Source organism: Polaribacter sp. L3A8, from assembly GCF_009796785.1.
GTDB lineage: Bacteria > Bacteroidota > Bacteroidia > Flavobacteriales > Flavobacteriaceae > Polaribacter.
The window spans coordinates 1320571-1339952 of the sequence record NZ_CP047026.1; the positions used below are offsets into that span (position 1 = coordinate 1320571).

Genomic DNA, 19382 nt, shown 5'->3' on the forward strand with positions numbered 1-19382 from the left:
ACGTTACCTGCAAGCTGAAAAAAAAAAACCAACTGCACCAAAAACATGAATAGCTCAATTGAAAATAATCTTCTTGAATATATTAGAAAAATAGACAACGAAGGTGTTTTTAATAAGCACGATGAAAAATTAATCGCAGAAGATTTTTTTATGCGACTTTTTGAATTAATCTACGGTTGGAAAAGTTTAGTTAACTTAAACTACACGGAAAAGAATGCAGAAGGAATTGACTTGTATGATTTCAAAAAAGGTATTGCTATCCAAGTCACAGCAATTCAGAGTAACGAGAAAAAAAAGATTGAAAAAGATACTGTTGAAAAAATACTTAAATATCACAGTTCAAAAAAAATAAATCAAATAATCTGCTTCTTTATTAGAGATAACAAAGCACTAGAAAAGATAAGTGAGACTGAACTTTCTAAAAAATATGGTAGAAGAATTTCAATAAAAACAACAAGACAAATAATTGGCGATTTTCAAAAAATAATATCTCCTGAAAAGAGAAAAAGAATTGAAGAAATTGTCAAACAAGAATTATCTTCTGAATTTAATGGATTAAGTAATCTTTGTTCGTTTATACCATTTGACAAACTCATAACATCAACGGATTATATTACTCCAGAAAATGCCATTTACTTTTCCGAATTTGAAAAGAGGAAAATCAAGGAAATTGCCTCTCTTTTTAATAAAAACAAAGCCAAAGAGTACGCTATTCTAGGAAACCCTTGTAGCGGAAAATCAACTTTTACAAAAGCAATTGTTAGAAATTTAATTCCTTACTACAAAACATATATTTTAGACCTTTCAAATCCCGATTTAAATCACTCGAAAAGAGATTTAATGATGGAGATAAATCAACTTTCATTTTACCATTCAATTATAATTCTTGAAAATGTCCACGATAACGTAAACATATTTAAAGAACTACGTCAAAAAATTGCCAGTTTTGAATGGATAAAAGGAATCTATATTTCGAGATATTATAACTCATTTAGAGAAGAAGACAAAAACTCAATTCTAAATGTCTTCAAAGACATATATCAATTTAGATATAATCCGGATTTTGAATTTGAAGAAAAAGTTTCAGGAATTATCGACAATAGAGTATATCATTTAAAAAAAGAATTTCCTGATTTTTCTTGGTACAAAGGAGATTTTAAAACCGTCTTAAAAAACACAAATAGTAATCTATTAAAACTAAATATTGCAATTGAAACTTGGATTTCATCAAACAAAAAAGGTAAGAATCTTAAACTTGACCAAGTTAACAATGACAATATTTATTCCTACTTTTTTGATGCTCATAAGTTAAATGAATTCAATACGGAACTTCTATTTCTGTATTCTTATTTGTTTAGCCACGATATTTCTTTTTTAAGAGTTAAAGGAAAAAATGAAGAGTTTGCAAAACTTAAAGAAAAGGGAATTATAATAAACTACACTACTAGTGATTATTACTATTTTCCACATAAAGATTATGCAAGTTTAATTCATCTAACCTTAATTAAAGAAAAAGATTTAGAAACAAAAGATTTAATAGGATTACTCATTAATTATCTTGAGAATTATAAAACTGAATCAGAGTTAAATATTACTGAAGTAGTAATAAAATTGTTTGTGTCAAGACAATTCGAAATTGTGAAACCACTATTAAATGAAGCTAAAGTTCTTGAGTTAATTTCAATTAAATTCGATAGTAACATTCGAAATTATGAAGTATTCGAATTGCAAAAAATATTTTTCCATTCATTTCATATGCTGAATAACAAAAATCAATCAGCTTATTACTCTCTTTTTATAAAGTATTACTCAAAATACAAACTTGAACTTTATATATCAAAAGATTATTCTGTTTATAGCAATTTGCTTCAAATTGCTAATCAATTAAATATAGAGTTAGGAAATATTATTAAAACACTCCGAACAAACGAGCAGGCAAATACAAATGCCATTTCGGAATTAACAATGCGAATTAGCAAAAAGAAAGCAACTCCAGAAACTGTAAATAGAATTCTTAATTCTTTTCACTTTCCTGAATGGCTATCTATGATAGAAAAATTGCCTACTCTTTCAAGAATCACAAATTCATTATCTGAATTAAATACTTCGCCTTTATCAAAAAAATTATTGCTCGGAATTATTAGACATTTAAATATTGAAGAACTTGTCAAAAAAGGAAATAAATTAAAAACTGTTCAAATTGGTAAGTCAATCAGAGAGTTAGAAAAAATTGATATTGCTCTTGGTACAAGCATTGCGAAAAAACTTCTTGACCAATTATCATTGAATCTTAATACATCTAATACAAATCTATCAGATTTTGCAAAAAGTTTATCAGATTTATCATCAATTGCACCAGATTTAGTGAATTTAGAATTGAAAAAGGGTTTTGACAATGGAATATTTTACAATTTACTTGAAAATGAACAAAGCTTAAGTAATATTTCAGCTAGATTACTAGAATTAAACACTACCATTGTTTCTGATAAAGAAAGTTTTTACGAAATAATAAATCGATTTTTAATATCTTCAAGTTTCAACAAGTTACTACAAAGTGAGCGAAATATAAACAGTTTACTAATATTCTATGAATTACTAAAAAAGAATGAAATCGAGATTAAAGGAATTACACAAAATGAACTTTTAGCTGTAACAAAAAAACAAATATTAAATATTGATTTTGACGTTTCAATATTATCAAATCCTAAAGTATTAAACATTCAAGAATTAAAGGAGAAAGTAAAAAATGAAATATCAGCTGAATTACTAAACAAGGTTTTAGATGGTTCAAAGTTTACTGTTATGGAATCTTTATTCCTTGTTTTAACAAGGGGTGACAAAGAAAAAACTATAAACGCATTGAATATGGCAGATTTAAATATCCTTTGTAATTCAATGTGTCACAAAGAACTTAATATAAGTCAATCAACGGAAGTTCTAAATAAAACAAAGAATAAAACATTTGTAAATGATAACTTGAATGCAAATTTATTTTGCAGTAATCTTTTAGATAAATACTTAACAATACAACGAGCAGACGAATATCAATATGGAAGATTGAATTTTGGAGATTATTTAAAGGCTTTTGACTATTCTCTAAAAATTGATTTTAAAATAGCAATAAAGCATTTTGAAAATGATTTTCTTAAAAAATTAAAAATATCGAATAACAAAAATCTTACTATTTCATCTTTGTTCCAATCTTTGAGAAGAATAGAAGAATTGACAGATAGTAAGTATAATAAAGAAATCAGAGCGTTTCTAAAACTTTACAAACCAAAATTCTTAAATGGAATTAAAAACGAGAATTTAGCAAAAACAACATCAGGACTTGTTGAATTAAGTAAATGTGATTTAAAGGATTTCGCAGACGAATTACTTTATGACTCAAAGAATGTTATTTTATTAAAGATTAAACAATTGAATGGAGACAAAATTTTAAATGCAAAAATATTTCCTGACATTGAAAAGATAGCAATTGGAAAAGCAAAAATTCTATTGACGGAAATAAAAGCCAGCAGGTAACACCGTGTATAATTAATGGCTAATTCTAGCTTACTTACGAAAATCCTCGCGGATTTTCTGTTCGGTTTATATTCTCTAAATTAGTTGCTTGAAACACGCCAACAATCATACACAAAACAAGGTTAGCCACAAGCAAAAAAAACACGTAAATGAACGAAATCAGAAAGTTTATTGATAATATCTCTCCAATGACAAATTCTGATTGGGAATTTTTCTCTTCAAAACTACAAGAAGTAAAATTGAAAAAAAATACTCCGATATTAAAAATTGGTAAAACTGAAAATTATTTGTCATTTATTACCAAAGGAATAATCCGACTTTATATTCCTAGAGAAGAGTCTGATTTAACTTTCGGTTTTTTATTTGACAATGAATTTGTTACTGCTTATGATTCTTTTTTAACACAAAATCCCTCGGAATATCAAATAGAAACGTTAACAGAAACAACCTTGTGGAAAATTTCGAACAAAGATTTACAAGAAGTCTATGAAAAAACAAATAATGGAAATATTATTGGACGGAAAATGGCTGAAAATATGTTTTTACTAAAATCAAAAAGAGAGCTTGCCTTATTAAGTAAAACTGCTGAAGAACGTTATTTAGACTTATTCTCTGAAAGACCAAAATTATTACAACAAATTCCTTTAAAATATATTGCCTCATATATTGGAGTTACTCCACAAGCCTTGAGTAGAATAAGAAAACGCATTAATTAACTTGGGTTCATTCTTTTTTTCTATACTTTTCTAACCTTTGTATTTCAATAATTTAGAAAAATATGAAACCATTAATTGTACTTTTATTAACTTTTACAATTTCTCTTTTTGCGATTAAGCTCATAAAGAAAGAATATCACTTTGCCTTATCTGCTAGGGTTGCAATGTCTACTATGCTCGTGTTCACAGCGATTGGACATTTTATATTTACAAAAGGAATGTCAATGATGATACCTGAGTATATTCCTTTTAGAGAAAATTTTGTTTACTTAACAGGAATCTTTGAGATTTTACTTGCAATAGGTCTTTTAATTCCTGGTTTAAAAGTTATATCTAGATGGACACTTATTATTTTCTTTTTACTAATGTTACCTGCAAATATTTATGCTTCTATAAATAATGTGAACTACCAAAAAGGAACATTTGATGGGAATGGTCTTGCCTATTTATGGTTTCGAATCCCATTACAAACCCTGTTTATTATTTGGGTCTATATTAGCACAATCCGAATTTAATGAAGAATGCCAGTGGCTAACACCATACAAAATTAATTGCTTGCTCCTAGCTTACTTACGAAAATCCTCGCGAATTTTCTTTGTCAGTAATTATTCACTAAATTAGTTGCTTTATTCACGCAACAAACCTAGTCCAAACCCATTAACTAGAAATCAATGAAAAACACGCTTATTGACATAAACGACTCGACAATAAAAAAGTATATAGAATCTTTAAGACCTGAAGATCTAGAGATCCGTGAAAAAGTTGATATTGGATATTCTTATGAAAAAAACATAGTAATCCTATTTGAAATTCGCCCTAAATGGGATACCCCCAAAAAAAAGGAGCACATTGAATTTGCTAAAATTCGATATTACAAATCGAGAAAAGAATGGAATTTATATTGGATGAGAGCAAATTTAAAATGGGAACTTTATGAGCCTTTTCCTTTGTCTACACACTTATCTAAAATAATAGAAATCATAAAAGAAGACAAACATGGGTGTTTTTATGGATAATTTAAAACAAAATTTAATTAAAGAAATTGCTCAAGAATTAGATTGCGGAAATGATTGTTATTACAATGAAAAAAACAATGAAATTATTACAATACCAAGTTTTCTTGAAACATTAGATGAAGCTGAATTTAAAGAAATATTTCAATTAGAATTAACTAAAATAGAAAAAAAAACTTAACAAAATTCCAACCTTTAGATAGTTTTCAATCATTTAAAATTATGAAGGAATTTGTAAAGCAATTGCCTAACAAAAAGCTTCAATCGGAATTAGAAAATATTTTAACAAATAAAAAGCCATTCCAGAATTTTAAGTTTGTAATCGAAAAAGCCGAAAATAGCGGATTTACGAATTTAAGTAAAGAACAAATATTAGCGGAATCTAAGGAGTTAATTTAATGGACGGTTATAAACTAAGCAATTTAGCCAAAGAAGATTTTAAAAATATTTTCTGATTTGAAAAACAACTGTAGTTAACAAAAATAATTCTTGGAATTTTAACAGTATCACTTTCAAGCTAAAAAGACATACTTAGATCTTAGAAAACAAAAAAACTCCAAACACTTTTAAAAGTATTTGGAGTTTTTTTATATCCTTATGGTTTGATCTTTTTTAATATTCAAAGACACCAAACTCACTTGTAATCGTCAGTTTTTTAGTTGGTGAAGCTTCTACTCTACCCACAATTTTAGCATCTACATTAAACGATTTTGAAATGGCAATAATATCTGCTGCTATTTCTGGAGAAACATAAATTTCCATTCTATGCCCGCAATTAAAAACTTGATACATTTCTTTCCAATCTGTTTTAGATTGCTCTTGTATCAACCTAAATAATGGTGGAATTGGAAACATATTATCTTTTACAATATGTAAATTATCTATAAAGTGTAATATTTTTGTTTGCGCACCTCCAGAACAATGAATCATTCCGTGTACTGTATTCGAAGAAAAATTAGATAGTATTTTTTTAATTATTGGCGCGTAGGTTCTTGTTGGCGATAATACCAATTTACCTGCATCAATAGGAGAGTTTTCTACTGTATCCGTCAATTTTGTATTACCAGAATACACTAAATCTTCAGGTACAGCAGCATCAAAACTTTCTGGGTATTTTTCTGCTAAATATTTATGAAAAACATCGTGTCTTGCAGATGTTAATCCGTTAGACCCCATTCCTCCATTGTATTCCGTTTCGTAACTTGCTTGTCCAAAAGATTCTAAACCAACAATTACATCCCCTGCTTTTATGTTTGCATTATCTACAACATCGGTACGTTTCATACGTGCAGTTACGGTAGAATCTACAATAATTGTGCGTACTAAATCGCCAACATCTGCCGTTTCTCCTCCGGTTGAGTGAATCGTTACTCCAAAACCTTTTAAATCTTCGATTAACTCTTCTGTTCCGTTTATAATTGCAGATAAAACTTCTCCAGGAATTTTACTTTTATTTCTACCAATAGTAGAAGACAACATAATGTTATCTGTTGCACCAACACATAAAAGATCATCAATATTCATGATTAAAGCATCTTGCGCAATGCCTTTCCAAACAGAAATATCGCCAGTTTCTTTCCAATACATATATGCTAAAGAAGATTTTGTACCCGCTCCATCTGCATGCATTATTAGACAATAATCATCATCATTGGTTAAATAATCTGGTACAATTTTACAAAATGCTTTCGGAAACAAACCTTTGTCTATATTCTTAATTGCATTGTGTACATCTTCTTTTGATGCAGATACCCCTCTTTGCGCGTATCTTTTAGAAACTTCTTGACTCATTTTGTTGTGTTGTAGTTGCTGCAAATTTAGTTTTTCTAAACTTTATATCCATAAAAAAAGCGAACGTTTTTTACCGTTCGCTTTTAAATTTAAAACTAAGTATTATTCCCAATCTGGCATTGTTGCGTTTGCAAACAAAACCACTCTTTCAATATTTCCTGACAAATTAGTTTTAGAAATATTTTTTTGAGAAATACCGTCATTAGATGTATTTACAAAAATAACATCTGCTTCGCTTGGTGAAAAACGAGCATCTAAATCATTAGTGCCACTATTTTTTTCACCTTCAGAAACATCTTTAAAAGACCCATCTGTAAAGTTATATAAAAATATTCTTGTATCTAATTGCCTATAACTTGTTGCTTGATGGTTAGAAACGTCTCTTGTAAATAATAACAAATTACCAGATGCAGAAAAATTTAAACCACCTAATGCGCCTTTAACATTAGAAATTACAGTATTTAAAACGACTCCATTTATATCTAAAATTAAAATAGCACCATTATAACCGTTTGCATTATTGGTTTTTATGGCAATTTTACTACCATCGCTACTCCAATCACATTCGGTTATTAAGCTGCCATCTGTGGTTTCATATATTTTTTGCAAACCAGTACCATCTTTATTTATAGCATACAAACTACCAAAAGAGGGATATAATAATTTATTACCATCTGCTGACCAAGCAAAATCCATTTCATTTAAATTAAAACCTGCAACAGGAATTGTAGATGTTACTTTTTTAACCGCATCTCCATTGGTTTTCATTGTGTAAATATGAGCTTTATTATTATCTATCCTTAAAAACGCTATTAAATTAGATACATTATTTTTTCTAGGTCTCCAAGAGTTTAAACCAGCATTGGTTAATTGCACCGTATTAAAAACCTCTAAATTAGCGGGGTTAAAAGAAGAAGAATAGATTACATTATTACCACCTTCATTTTTAACATAAAAATACCGGTTTGCAGGATCTTCTTGTATTGTAAAAGATCTAATACTACTTATAACTTCTGTATGTATAGCATCAGTTACAGCTACAGTCCAAAAATATTTTGCACCATATTTAAAACCAGAAACGGTGTACGATTTTTCTTTTATATCTGTAATACTGATTATATCATTATTAAAATCGTTTCTAATTTCAATAGTATATGTTAGCTCGTCTTCATCTACATCAATAGATTCCCAAGAAAACTCAACTTCATTTAACAAACCCTCTAGCCTATCTTCTGGCGCAATAAGATTTGGTTTTGATGGAGGTTTGTTTAAAGCTGTTGAAATTTCCATTTCTAACACAACATTTACCTCAACATCTTTACTTACCGTTACGCCCTCATACTGGTCTAAATAACCTTCTTTGGCGGCTTGTACAGAATATTCTTTAGCTTCTACTCCCTGAAAGATAAAGTTACCTTCTGCATCTGTAAACACCGTATTATTTGTAGGCGATAATATTACTTTTACATTTTCTAAAGGCACAAAGCCATCTTTTGCCACAACTTTACCTTTTAAATCACCATACGCTACCAACCCAATAGTTCCGTCTTCTCCACAACTTATAAAAAAGAGTGTAATTAGTAGTATTTTTATTACTTTTTTCATTTGAATTCTGCTTAAAAATATACATTAATACCTGCTCCGAAACGCCAAACTAAATCGTTTTTATTACCTACTACCTGCCTATCTAAATTATCTGTTATCGTCATATTGTATTCTCCGTTTACAAAAAGCCCAATTTTATTTGAAAGTAAATACTCTAGCCCTAAACCTCCTTGAAACTTAAAGAAGCTATCTTCTAAATTCTTTCTAGAAATAGTACCAATACCAGCATACATATATGGCGTCAATTTCTCGTAGGGTAAAAAAGTGTATTCAAAATTAATTGCAGATGTTAAAAAAGATTCATGAAAAGTACTTTTATTATCTAACTCATACTTACCTAAAGTTACCCAAAAATTAAACTTAGGATCGTCTAATCTATATTTAAACTTAAAATCATAACCAAACTGAAAGGTTGGATTTATATAATCGCCAACAATTTTAGACATTCCCATACTTGTGCCTACCCCAAACTTACCTCTTCTTTCTTCTTGTTTTCTACTATAAAGCTTAATTTTACTAGACTCTAATTGCTCTTTGTAATATGCTTTTTTAACATAGTATTTTGCTGTATCACCTCCTTTAGGTTCCCAAATACCATCTACAATACCTTCTACAATTAAAACATCAACAGCTTTATCTATTGCTTCTTTTACTGCTAATTGTGCTGGTTCATTTTTAGTTACTCCAGTTTCTACCTCTAACAATCTTCTTAAAGATACATAACGAAATAAATTAGCAGAAATACCCTGAGATAAAATAGTTTTTGAAACATATACATTCTTTAAAATTTCTCCTGTAGAGGTAGATACTACCCGCAAGTAAACTGTAATTCTATCTTCTCTGTATTGATTAGAAACACCTGCACCAAAATACCGTAAGCCAGAACCTCCTGTTATAATGTTAGAATCGTAAGAAACAACCCCTCCCTCTATAATTGTACCTGCAAAAAGCAAAGGTGGCATTGTTATCTTTTTACCATTTGCATATTCTTGACGTGTATTTCTGATAATTTGCCTTTCATTTAAAAGATTACCAATATTTTCTCTTTCTACTGGTCTAAACCAACCAGACTCTTCGAGTGATTTTAATAATATTGTGGTACCGCCTTGGGTAACAGCAGTGCTAAATGTAGATCCATTTAACACAGGTTTGTATTGCCCTGTTTGATCTCTAAACTTATAAACACCAACAATAATTTTCTCTGCAGGAAGAAATTTTTTCGCTAAAAACTCTGGCGATGTATTTTCTCCTATTCTTGCTTTTTTTTGAGTAAATGGTTGATTAAAATAAGCCCCACAACTGGTAAATACACTAATTGTTACCAAATAAATTATACCAACAGCTTTTCTCATAATAATTTTAGTTGCCGTTAGGAATTGTTATTTGGGTTTGCTCGCCTGTTGTTACATTAAGTATGCTAACATTTAAACCATTGGTACCTGGCGTTATTTCTACTACCAGATCTCCAAAATTATAAGTTCCAACGGTTAAATTGGTATCACCTAACTGTTGCTGAAACAAACTTTGAGACAACGAACTCAATAATCTATTATTTAAACTATTGGTAAAGTTTTCTAAATCTGTTGTAACACTCCTTACCTCTTCTTCTTCTGTAAAATCATTTTGAGCGGCTGCAGAAGCCATAATTTGCTGATAATTAAATGTGGTACCACCAAAAAACGGACTTATAGGCGTATATACCAAATCTTGTGAGTAAACAAAACCCGATATTAAAATAAAAATAAATAATAATCTTTGTTTCATAACCAATAGCTTTTAGGTTTTTATATTTTATTAGAAAAAGTAGTTTTTCTTTGTTGGCTATAAACTCTTAGTTTTCTCATAGCCATTAAAACATTATTTTTTAAATATTCTTCTTCTGGTCTTGCAAAAAATTCATGAATTTTTTTTCTATCAACTTCTACAGATAATATACTACTTCTGCCCATTGCTGGTTTTTCTACCACCTTTATTATAAAAGGATAATTTTTACCTGTTACTAGGTATTCTTTATAAAAAAAATCATGAAAATCTCTACCAATTTTAGTCATAGCTTCATCTATCACTATTCCTTTAATTAAATACTGCTCTTCATTTACTTCTTTTGCAATTGTTTTTTTTTCATTAGAGAACAGAAATAATGTATCTCTGTCTATTAATTTGTCTTTGTATTTTACAAATAGATAAACTTTTAATTCTTCCTCTTTTTTTAAGTTGATTTGAAATACAGATAATTGTTTCTCCTCATTTGGTTTTAATGAAAAATCGTTAGATTGATTATTTTTAGACAAATTGCCTAAACTTCCTTTTTTTAGCAAAACAAAATTATAGTTAAGATCATCTATAAAAAAAGATTCTTCGTTTAACACTTGAGCTCTTAATGTTAAAAATTCATCTCCTCTAGTTAAATTAATACTTCCCTTAACTTTATAATCACCAAATTCTTGAGCAGAAAGAAAAGACATAAAAAAAACATTTAAAATACAGAAATTTAAAAGTTTACTTTTCATATCAATAGCTTTAACTAGTAGTTAATTACACTCATTTTAGCCCCTCCAAATTGTACTATTTTTAGATTTTGAAACACAGAATTTATTCCTTGTATTTCTAATGAATTATCATTTCCAGACTGCAAAACACCTAAATTAATTGGCTGATTACTATTGTAATTTAAAAATTGATAATTATTTCCATTTCCTATTTGATATACCCTGTGATCTCCATTAGAAAACCGATCATCAATATTTGTAACATTTGCATTACCAATTTGTTTTAATGAAATAGTGCTAACCATTTCTTTAGAATTTATTTGAAAATTATTGATAGTACTTATTGGTAATTGGTAATTATCAAATTGCAATTGATCTGAAAAATAACTAGGTAATTTTTCGTCTTGTGCACTTGCTAAAAAAGATAATAAGAAAAGACAAACAATTGATATTTTTTTTATTGATTCCATCTTTTTATTTTTTAAAATTAAAAAAAGGTGTGAGGGGTTTCCTCACACCTTTTAAAGATGTTAATTTGGCCCAAATTGAGTTACTTGAGCTGTATTCATATTACCTAATTGTAATACGTTAGCATTATTGTTACCTCCTACTGCTGCAGTTTGGTTTACTAAAGCAGAGTTTTGGTCACCAATTTGGTTTACTAAACTACAGTTAATAGCCATGTCTGCATCTTGTGTAACACATGATGTATTGCTATCTCCTACCTGATTTACAGTAGATAAATTAAAGTTTGCAGCATCATCTCCAACCATTGTTTGAGTTTCTACAGAAACATTATTATCTCCTGTTTGATAAGCAGATGCAAAATTATTAGAACCAACTTGATTTTGTTGCGCACCATTACCGTCTCCTATTTGATTTGCAAAAGCTACACTTCCGCTAGAATGATTTGGCCCACTAGATTGGTCTTGAACTACAGAGTTTCCATTACCCCAAGATAATACTGTTGCTTCATTACTATCAAAACGTTGTTTTTGAGAAGATTTATTGCCATTACCTTGTTGGTTAGCATAAGCCATATTATCTTCTGATTGCATAGCTGTAGTGCTTCCTACATCTTGTTTAGCATAATTGTCATCTCCTATTTGGTAAACACGACCTTTGTTATTGTCTCCAAATTGTTTAATGTCCGATCCATTTGCATCACCAGATTGAAAAGAAGAAGCTAAATTACCTGCTTGTCCTGGTATAAAATTAGAATTGTTTTGTCTTATTAAAGACATATTACTGTTTCCATTTTGCGTACCATTAGCTTGATTGCTGTTACCTACTTGTTGAATATCAACCTGATTGACTCCTGTAGTTATAAAACCAGCTGGAACATTTATTTGATCTACCACACAATTAGCTGTTGCAGGTGCTCCGTTAGTCACATTATTGATTGCCTCAAGAGGTGTTCCGGAGGTTTTTGCAATTACTCCTGTTTGACCACCTGGAATTGCAAATTCATTTGGATTTTGAGCAAATGTTACTCCTGTAGCTATACACATAGCCATAATTAATAATTTTTTCATGATAAATAATTTAAATACGTTAGTTAAAAATTTAGCACAACAAATTCTATTCGATATAAATTGAATAAGAAGTACTATTAAAATTTTTAGGGGTAATTAAAATTATTAGGGATAAAATGTTTTGTTATTAGTATAACTTTACATTTTCAACCAACTCAAAAGAAAGAGTTGTAGTAAACTATATAGTTTGATCAATTTGTGTTTAAACATGTCAAATATAGTTTTTTTTTTACAAAATCCTATCTTATTATATTTTTTAAATAAGTAAAAGTCATACAGAAAAAACACAACTAACTGAAATATAGTTATTTAAATAAAAATTAAATACATCTATAAAGTAAAAAAAGGTGTTTTACCTATAAAAAATAAGATAAAAACACCTGAGTAATTCTTAATTTAACGACCATTATTTTAGTAATTAAATAATTTTTTAGCTATTTATTTAGTAAACAACAACTCTCTATACTTTGTAAGTGGCCATAAATTATCATCTACCATGGTTTCTAACGCATCGCAATGAAATCTAATTTCTTTAAGAAATGGTTTTACCTTAAGGCTGTAACATTCTGCACTTTTTAACCCAGAATACTTATTCGCTTTCGATTTTTCTACTTCCATTTTAATAACCAAAGCATTTATTTGAGTAATATGTTTAGAGATAAGCATAATTAACTCTATTTGTTCTTTGGCGATGTTTTTATACTCCTCTCCAAAAATTTCTTTTAAATTTCTGGTATTTTCTAATAAAGTATTTTGATAAATTATAGCTGTAGGTACTACTTGATTTCTAGCAATATCTGCTAATACACGCCCTTCTATTTGCACCTTTTTAGTATAGGATTCTAGATCAATTTCATAACGAGCTTCTAGCTCTACTTTACTCATTACCTCCATTTCTTCAAATAAAGAAATTGCTTTGTCAGAAACCTTTACTTTTAAGGCTTCTGGTGTTGTTTTATAATTACTTAAACCCCGTTTTTTTGCTTCTTTTTCCCAAGCTTTACCATAACTATCTCCATCGAAACGAATCGCCTTTGAGTCTTTGATATATTCTCTTAAAATATTAAAAACTGCTTCGTCTTTTTTTAGACCTTTTTCTTCTATGATTGCATCTACTTCAATCTTAAACTCTTTTAATTGTTTTGCTACAATGGTGTTTAAAACAGTCATTGGTATGGCACAATTTGCCAAAGAACCCACCGCTCTAAATTCGAATTTATTTCCTGTAAACGCAAAAGGAGATGTTCTATTTCTGTCTGTATTATCTAATAAAATTTCTGGAATTTTACCGATAATATTTAGCTTTAAATCCGTTTTTTCTTGTGGAGATAACTTCCCTTTTGTTACGTTTTCTAACTCATCTAAAACCGCAGATAATTGGCTACCGATAAAGACAGATATAATTGCCGGAGGCGCTTCATCAGCACCTAAACGATACTCATTACTTGCAGAAGCTATGGAAGCTCTTAACAACTCCTCGTAATTAAAAACCGCTTTAATGGTGTTTATAAAAAAGGTTAGAAATTGTAAATTTTTCATGGGTGTTTTACCAGGACTCAGTAAATTAGTTCCGGTACCTGTAGCTAAAGACCAATTGTTATGTTTACCAGAACCATTGATGCCTGCAAATGGTTTTTCATGAAACAACACTTTAAATTTATGTCTTCTAGAAATTTTTTGCATTACATCCATTAACAACGAGTTGTGATCTACCGCTAAATTTGCCTCCTCAAAAATAGGTGCAATCTCAAACTGATTCGGCGCAACCTCATTATGTCTTGTTTTTACAGGGATACCCAACAACATACATTCTTGCTCTAAATCTTGCATAAAACTCATAGCTCTTGCAGGAATGGTACCAAAATAATGATCGTCTAATTGCTGCCCTTTTGCTGGAGAATGCCCCAATAGGGTTCTACCAGTTAATTGTAAATCTGGTCTAGCCATTACCAAAGCATCATCAATTAAAAAAAATTCTTGCTCCCAACCAAGTGTTGCTTTTACACTACTTGCATTTTTATCAAAATATTTACAAACTGCCGTAGCATGTGTATCTATGGCTTGTAATGCTCTTAATAAAGGTGTTTTATTATCTAAAGCTTCGCCTGTATAGGCTACAAAAATAGTAGGAATACAAAGTGTGGTTTCGTAAATAAAGGCAGGCGATGTAGGGTCCCAAGCGGTATACCCTCTTGCTTCGAACATATTTCTAATACCTCCATTAGGAAAACTTGATGCATCTGGCTCTTGTTGCACAAGTTGCTCTCCATCAAACTTTTCCATCGCCAAACTACCATTAATAGATTCAAAAAAAGCATCGTGCTTTTCTGCAGTTGCACCTGTAAGTGGCTGAAACCAATGTGTATAATGAGTCGCTCCTTTAGACATTGCCCAATCTTTCATGCTTACCGCAACCTGATCTGCAATCTTTCTATCAATCTTGGTTCCATGGTCTATTGCATTCATTACACTTTCATAAGCAGCTCGTGTAAGATACTGTTGCATAGCATGTTTATTAAAGACATTTTGACCAAAAAGTGTTGACCTTTTTTCATTCTGAATCACTTTTACAGGACTTCTCTGTAGTGTTTCTTGCAAAGCTCTAAATCTAATCCTTGACATATTACTAATATTTTCTACTTATTTTTAACTTTAAACAAATATACCCTTTAGAAATTAGGGATAAAATTATTTTTTAAGCTTTTTAAATATTTACCCCCTCTTTTTTTTGATATCTAGCTAAATTATTTGATTTTTGTAGAACGAACATCACATAAACAATTATAAATTATGGCAAAAATTAAATTAGAATACATTTGGTTAGATGGATATTTTCCAACTCAGAATATGAGAAGTAAAACCAAAGTTGAAGAGCACGAAAACTTTCAAGGAACAGTTGAAGAATTAGGCCTTTGGTCTTTTGACGGTTCTTCTACGAAACAAGCTTCTGGAGGAGCGTCTGATTGTATTTTGAAACCAGTTGCTATTTATCCAGATCCTAGTCGTATCAATGGATGGTTAGTAATGAATGAAGTTATGAATGCTGATGGAACACCGCATGAATCTAATGCACGTGCAACTATTGAAGATGATGATAACGATTTTTGGTTCGGTTTTGAACAAGAATACTTTATAATGAATACTAATACAGGATTACCTTTAGGTTTTCCAAGAGGTGGTTACCCAGCTCCACAAGGACAATACTACTGTTCTGTAGGAGGTTTATATACTCATGGTCGTGATATAGTTGAAGAGCATGCAGATTTATGTATTGATGCAGGTTTAAACTTTGAAGGAATTAACCAAGAGGTTGCTTCTGGACAATGGGAATACCAATTATTTGCAAAAGGTGCAAAGAAAGCAGGAGATGAAATTTGGATATCTAGATATTTATTAGATCGTTTAACTGAAGGAAAAGGAATGTACATTGAGTACCACCCAAAACCATTAGGAGATACTGATTGGAATGGATCTGGAATGCACGCTAACTTCTCTAACTCTATTTTAAGAGAATGTGGTTCTAAAGATAAATATATTGAAATCTGTGAAGCTTTCCGTCCATTGGTTAAAGAACACATTGAAATTTATGGTGAATTTAACGACCAACGTTTAACTGGTAAGCATGAAACTGCTTCAATCAACGATTTCTCTTGGGGAATTTCAGATAGAGGCGCGTCAATTCGTATTCCAATTATCGTTGTAGAAAAAGGATACAAAGGATGGTTAGAAGACCGTCGTCCTTCTTCAAACGCAGATCCATATAAAGTTGCTTCAAGAATTATTAAAACTGTAAAACCAGTTAAATAATTTTACATCTATACTATATAAAAACGCTAACATTAATTTGTTAGCGTTTTTTTATGCGCTTTTCTACGTAAAAAAAAAGAAATACTTTTGTTAGAAAAAACAGCTAAACTTACAGAATTCTCCTTAATAGAATTGACTATTTTTATTTATAATATATTTGCCCAATAAGCCTACATTAATTATTTTGTTGTTCGTATGAAAGTAAAAAAATGGATTTTATTAATAATGAACACGCTGGTAATTTTTGTGGTTACAGCTGTGTCATTAAGCTTTTATTTTGAGTTTTCTAAAGTTTTAGATCAGCGTATTTTGCTTCATCTAAATTCGATTAAAACCTTAAAAAAAATACAACTAGAACGTTTAATTGATAAAGAATGGAACACCTTTAATTACATTGACAACAAAGACAGAACCTCACAAATAAAATTACCTAAAAATACGTTTTTAACTCCTGGAATTTACGATTTAACACATTTACACCCAACAAAAAAAACGTCAATTGGATTAATTAAGGTTAAAGACAGTGTTAGATATTTAAAGATTATTTCTTATCAAAAAATAAAACAAATATTACTAGAACGAACAGGAATGGGGGCTAGTGGAGAGTCTTACTTAGTAGGAGCTGATTATAGGTTGCGCTCTCAATCACGTTTTTCTCCGAAGAAAACCCCTTACAAAATAGAAGCAAAAACTAAAAATGTTATCAATGCATTTGAAAAAGGAAATGGAGACGGCATTTTTTTAGACTACAGAAACACCAAAGTATACAGCGTTTACAATCCTTTAAAATTAGGCAATTTAAACTGGGTAATTCTCTCTGAAATTGATGTAGCAGAAGTGAATATTCCGTTGCAAAAGATGCGATTAAAACTGGCAATCTTAACTTTAATTATTATTACAATCTCCATAATACTTTCGCTGTTTTTAACAAAAATAATTACAGAACCTATCAAAAAAATACAGAATAGCATCCTTTTAATGGTTAAAGGAGACTACAAGAACAATTTATCTCTAAAAAAGAGTCCTACAGAAATTATAGAAATAGCCAATGCGTTAAACAATCTAAAAGCGATGTTATCTGGAGCCGTAGCTTTTTCTATGGATATAGGAGAAATGAATTTAACATCGGAATACCAACCTAAAAGTAATTCTGATCTATTAGGACATAGTTTATTAAAAATGCGAGAAAAACTAACTTCTTATAGAAACATAGAAAAAGAGATAAACTTATCTACAAAACGCTATTTGGTTGAAGGTCTAGAAAACGAACGAGCAAGACTAGCAAGAGAATTACATGATGGTATTGGCCCCTTGTTAATAACACTTAAACTTTATATTCAGAATAATATTTATGATAAAACTCATAAAGAAACCATGAAGAATATGATTGATACCACAATTACAGAAGTTAGGCAAATGACAAATGTGTTAATGCCCACAAGCTTAGACAATTTTGGCATTGGTGTTACCTTAATTAACTATGTAGATACAATTAGAAATTCTATAAAAGCATCAATTTTCTTTGAAGATTTTACAAAAAAAGGAAAATCTAACATTAATAAAAACCAAGAAATAAATCTTTTTAGAATAACACAAGAATTAATAAACAATTCCATTAAACACGCTCAGGCAACGGAAATAAGAATAACATTAACGGAGTTTAATGATTTTTTATCTTTATATTATTTTGATAACGGTATTGGTTTCGATATCAAAAAGGTAACCATGGGCGCTGGTATCTCTAACATTAAAGAACGTGTAGAAATTTCTGAAGGTACTTTTCTAATAGAATCGACAACCAATAGCACTGTTTTTGAAATTGAAATGCCTATAAAAAACACAAAACATGATTAAAATTGTAATTACCGACGACCATAATTTGTTTAGAATGGGACTAGCAGAACTCCTAAAAAAACAAAAAGACATTGATGTGGTTGCAGAATTATCTAATGGAGCTGAATTTTTAGATTTTTTATCAGAAAAAAATGATATTGATATTGTTTTGCTTGACATTAATATGCCAGAACTAGATGGTTTTGAAGTTTTACGAAAATTAAATAAACAAAAAAGTTTCGTAAAACCCATCATCTTATCCATGCACGATGACGGGAACTATATTGCAAAATGTGCCAAAAATGGAGCTTTTAGTTATTTATTAAAAAACACCGATGAAGATGAACTCCTTAAAGCAATAAGAATCGTTGCTAAAGGCAAAAAATACTTTGGTCATTTGATCTCAGAAAAGATGATTAATTTTATGTCTGAACAACATACAAGTCAAAAAAAATTATCAAATAAAGAGTCTGAAGTTTTAACCTTAATAAGCGAAGGGTTAACGACTAAAGAAATTGCATCAAAATTATTTGTTAGCTCAAGAACTATAGAAACCCATCGTGCTAATATTCTTAAAAAATTAGAAGTTAAAAATACTGCTTCACTCATAAAAAAGGCTACAGAAAACAAGCTTTTATAAATTTCTTATCCGTATAAATACGGATATAAAATACCAATATTCTTATAACAGTAAAACACCTCTTTCTAAAGTATTTTTACCAAAGCTAAATAATAGTATTTAGTATAATATAAAAACTTTTATTATGAAGAGCACTCGTTTAATTGTAGTCCTTTTATTTGTTTCTGCATCTGTATTTGCACAAAAAAGAAATGAATTAATAGGACCAGAACACAAAAATTATAAACCTTGGATGCACAAAACTGAAAACACAGTTGTATTTAAAAATACAAGTAAAAAAGCATTAAAAGGATCAGAAATAAAAAACCATAAAGTTTGGGACACTAGTAATAAAGATTTAAAATTAATCTCTTTTACCAAATCTAATAAAACCAAACTAACAGGTCCTGCGTATAAAAACTATAAACCCTGGAAAAAGGATTAAACTT

18 protein-coding genes are annotated in these 19382 nt (G+C 29.7%); 10 read left to right on the plus strand and 8 right to left on the minus strand.

Annotated elements, in window-relative coordinates; genetic code table 11:
* Positions 1-45: 45 nt before the first annotated feature.
* The 6 genes from GQR92_RS05250 (at position 46) to GQR92_RS05275 (ending at position 5653) form a co-directional block, all read left to right on the plus strand.
* Positions 46-3525 carry an SMEK domain-containing protein gene (locus GQR92_RS05250; RefSeq protein ID WP_158838129.1) on the plus strand — a complete coding sequence of 1160 codons (3480 nt, stop codon included), beginning with the start codon at positions 46-48 and terminating at the stop codon, positions 3523-3525.
* A gap of 149 nt (positions 3526-3674) precedes the next feature.
* Positions 3675-4241 (plus strand): Crp/Fnr family transcriptional regulator, encoded by a 567-nt coding sequence (locus tag GQR92_RS05255; protein ID WP_158838130.1) that lies wholly within the window; start codon positions 3675-3677, stop codon positions 4239-4241.
* 62 nt (positions 4242-4303) lie between these two features.
* Complete coding sequence (locus GQR92_RS05260) at positions 4304-4756, plus strand: DoxX family protein (protein WP_158838131.1); 453 nt, start codon at positions 4304-4306, stop codon at positions 4754-4756.
* A gap of 156 nt (positions 4757-4912) precedes the next feature.
* Entirely contained in the window at positions 4913-5257 is a 345-nt protein-coding gene (locus GQR92_RS05265; RefSeq protein WP_158838132.1) for a DUF3024 domain-containing protein, read from the plus strand.
* Positions 5250-5435 carry a hypothetical protein gene (locus GQR92_RS05270; RefSeq protein WP_158838133.1) on the plus strand — a complete coding sequence of 62 codons (186 nt, stop codon included), beginning with the start codon at positions 5250-5252 and terminating at the stop codon, positions 5433-5435. The genes GQR92_RS05265 and GQR92_RS05270 overlap by 8 nt, the downstream gene beginning before the upstream one ends.
* Before the next feature lie 41 nt (positions 5436-5476).
* Positions 5477-5653, plus strand: a complete 177-nt coding sequence (locus GQR92_RS05275; protein ID WP_158841996.1) for a hypothetical protein — start codon at positions 5477-5479, stop codon at positions 5651-5653.
* A gap of 213 nt (positions 5654-5866) precedes the next feature.
* Here GQR92_RS05275 and GQR92_RS05280 read toward each other — a convergent pair whose 3' ends face one another.
* The 8 genes from GQR92_RS05280 to GQR92_RS05315 form a co-directional block, all read right to left on the minus strand.
* The gene (locus tag GQR92_RS05280) at positions 5867-7045 is read right to left on the minus strand and encodes an AIR synthase related protein (RefSeq protein WP_158838134.1); all 1179 of its coding nucleotides are present in this window, start codon (positions 7043-7045) and stop codon (positions 5867-5869) included.
* Between the two features lie 102 nt (positions 7046-7147).
* A complete protein-coding gene (locus GQR92_RS05285) occupies positions 7148-8650 on the minus strand; it encodes a carboxypeptidase regulatory-like domain-containing protein (protein ID WP_158838135.1) in 1503 nt (500 codons plus the stop codon).
* 11 nt (positions 8651-8661) lie between these two features.
* Complete coding sequence (locus GQR92_RS05290) at positions 8662-10002, minus strand: CsgG/HfaB family protein (RefSeq protein ID WP_158838136.1); 1341 nt, start codon at positions 10000-10002, stop codon at positions 8662-8664.
* A gap of 7 nt (positions 10003-10009) precedes the next feature.
* Positions 10010-10414 (minus strand): curli assembly protein CsgF, encoded by a 405-nt coding sequence (locus tag GQR92_RS05295; RefSeq protein WP_105047859.1) that lies wholly within the window; start codon positions 10412-10414, stop codon positions 10010-10012.
* A 20-nt stretch (positions 10415-10434) separates the two neighbouring features.
* The gene (locus GQR92_RS05300) at positions 10435-11160 is read right to left on the minus strand and encodes a CsgE family curli-type amyloid fiber assembly protein (protein ID WP_158838137.1); all 726 of its coding nucleotides are present in this window, start codon (positions 11158-11160) and stop codon (positions 10435-10437) included.
* Positions 11161-11174: 14 nt separating this feature from the next.
* On the minus strand, positions 11175-11609 hold the full coding sequence (locus GQR92_RS05305; RefSeq protein WP_158838138.1) for a hypothetical protein: 435 nt from the start codon (positions 11607-11609) through the stop codon (positions 11175-11177).
* Positions 11610-11669: 60 nt separating this feature from the next.
* The gene (locus tag GQR92_RS05310; protein ID WP_158838139.1) at positions 11670-12674 is read right to left on the minus strand and encodes a hypothetical protein; all 1005 of its coding nucleotides are present in this window, start codon (positions 12672-12674) and stop codon (positions 11670-11672) included.
* 438 nt (positions 12675-13112) lie between these two features.
* Positions 13113-15296 (minus strand): glutamine synthetase III family protein, encoded by a 2184-nt coding sequence (locus GQR92_RS05315; protein ID WP_158838140.1) that lies wholly within the window; start codon positions 15294-15296, stop codon positions 13113-13115.
* Between the two features lie 168 nt (positions 15297-15464).
* Between GQR92_RS05315 and GQR92_RS05320 the strand changes: the two genes are divergently transcribed.
* The 4 genes from GQR92_RS05320 (at position 15465) to GQR92_RS05335 (ending at position 19378) form a co-directional block, all read left to right on the plus strand.
* Positions 15465-16481, plus strand: coding sequence for a glutamine synthetase beta-grasp domain-containing protein (locus GQR92_RS05320; protein ID WP_158838141.1), 1017 nt, complete (start codon positions 15465-15467; stop codon positions 16479-16481).
* A 225-nt stretch (positions 16482-16706) separates the two neighbouring features.
* Entirely contained in the window at positions 16707-18335 is a 1629-nt protein-coding gene (locus tag GQR92_RS05325; RefSeq protein ID WP_233270015.1) for a sensor histidine kinase, read from the plus strand.
* On the plus strand, positions 18328-18954 hold the full coding sequence (locus GQR92_RS05330) for a response regulator transcription factor (RefSeq protein WP_158838143.1): 627 nt from the start codon (positions 18328-18330) through the stop codon (positions 18952-18954). The genes GQR92_RS05325 and GQR92_RS05330 overlap by 8 nt, the downstream gene beginning before the upstream one ends.
* A 124-nt stretch (positions 18955-19078) precedes the next feature.
* Positions 19079-19378: a hypothetical protein gene (locus tag GQR92_RS05335; RefSeq protein ID WP_158838144.1), complete on the plus strand. Its 300-nt coding sequence runs from the start codon at positions 19079-19081 to the stop codon at positions 19376-19378.
* The last annotated feature ends 4 nt before the right edge of the window (positions 19379-19382 follow it).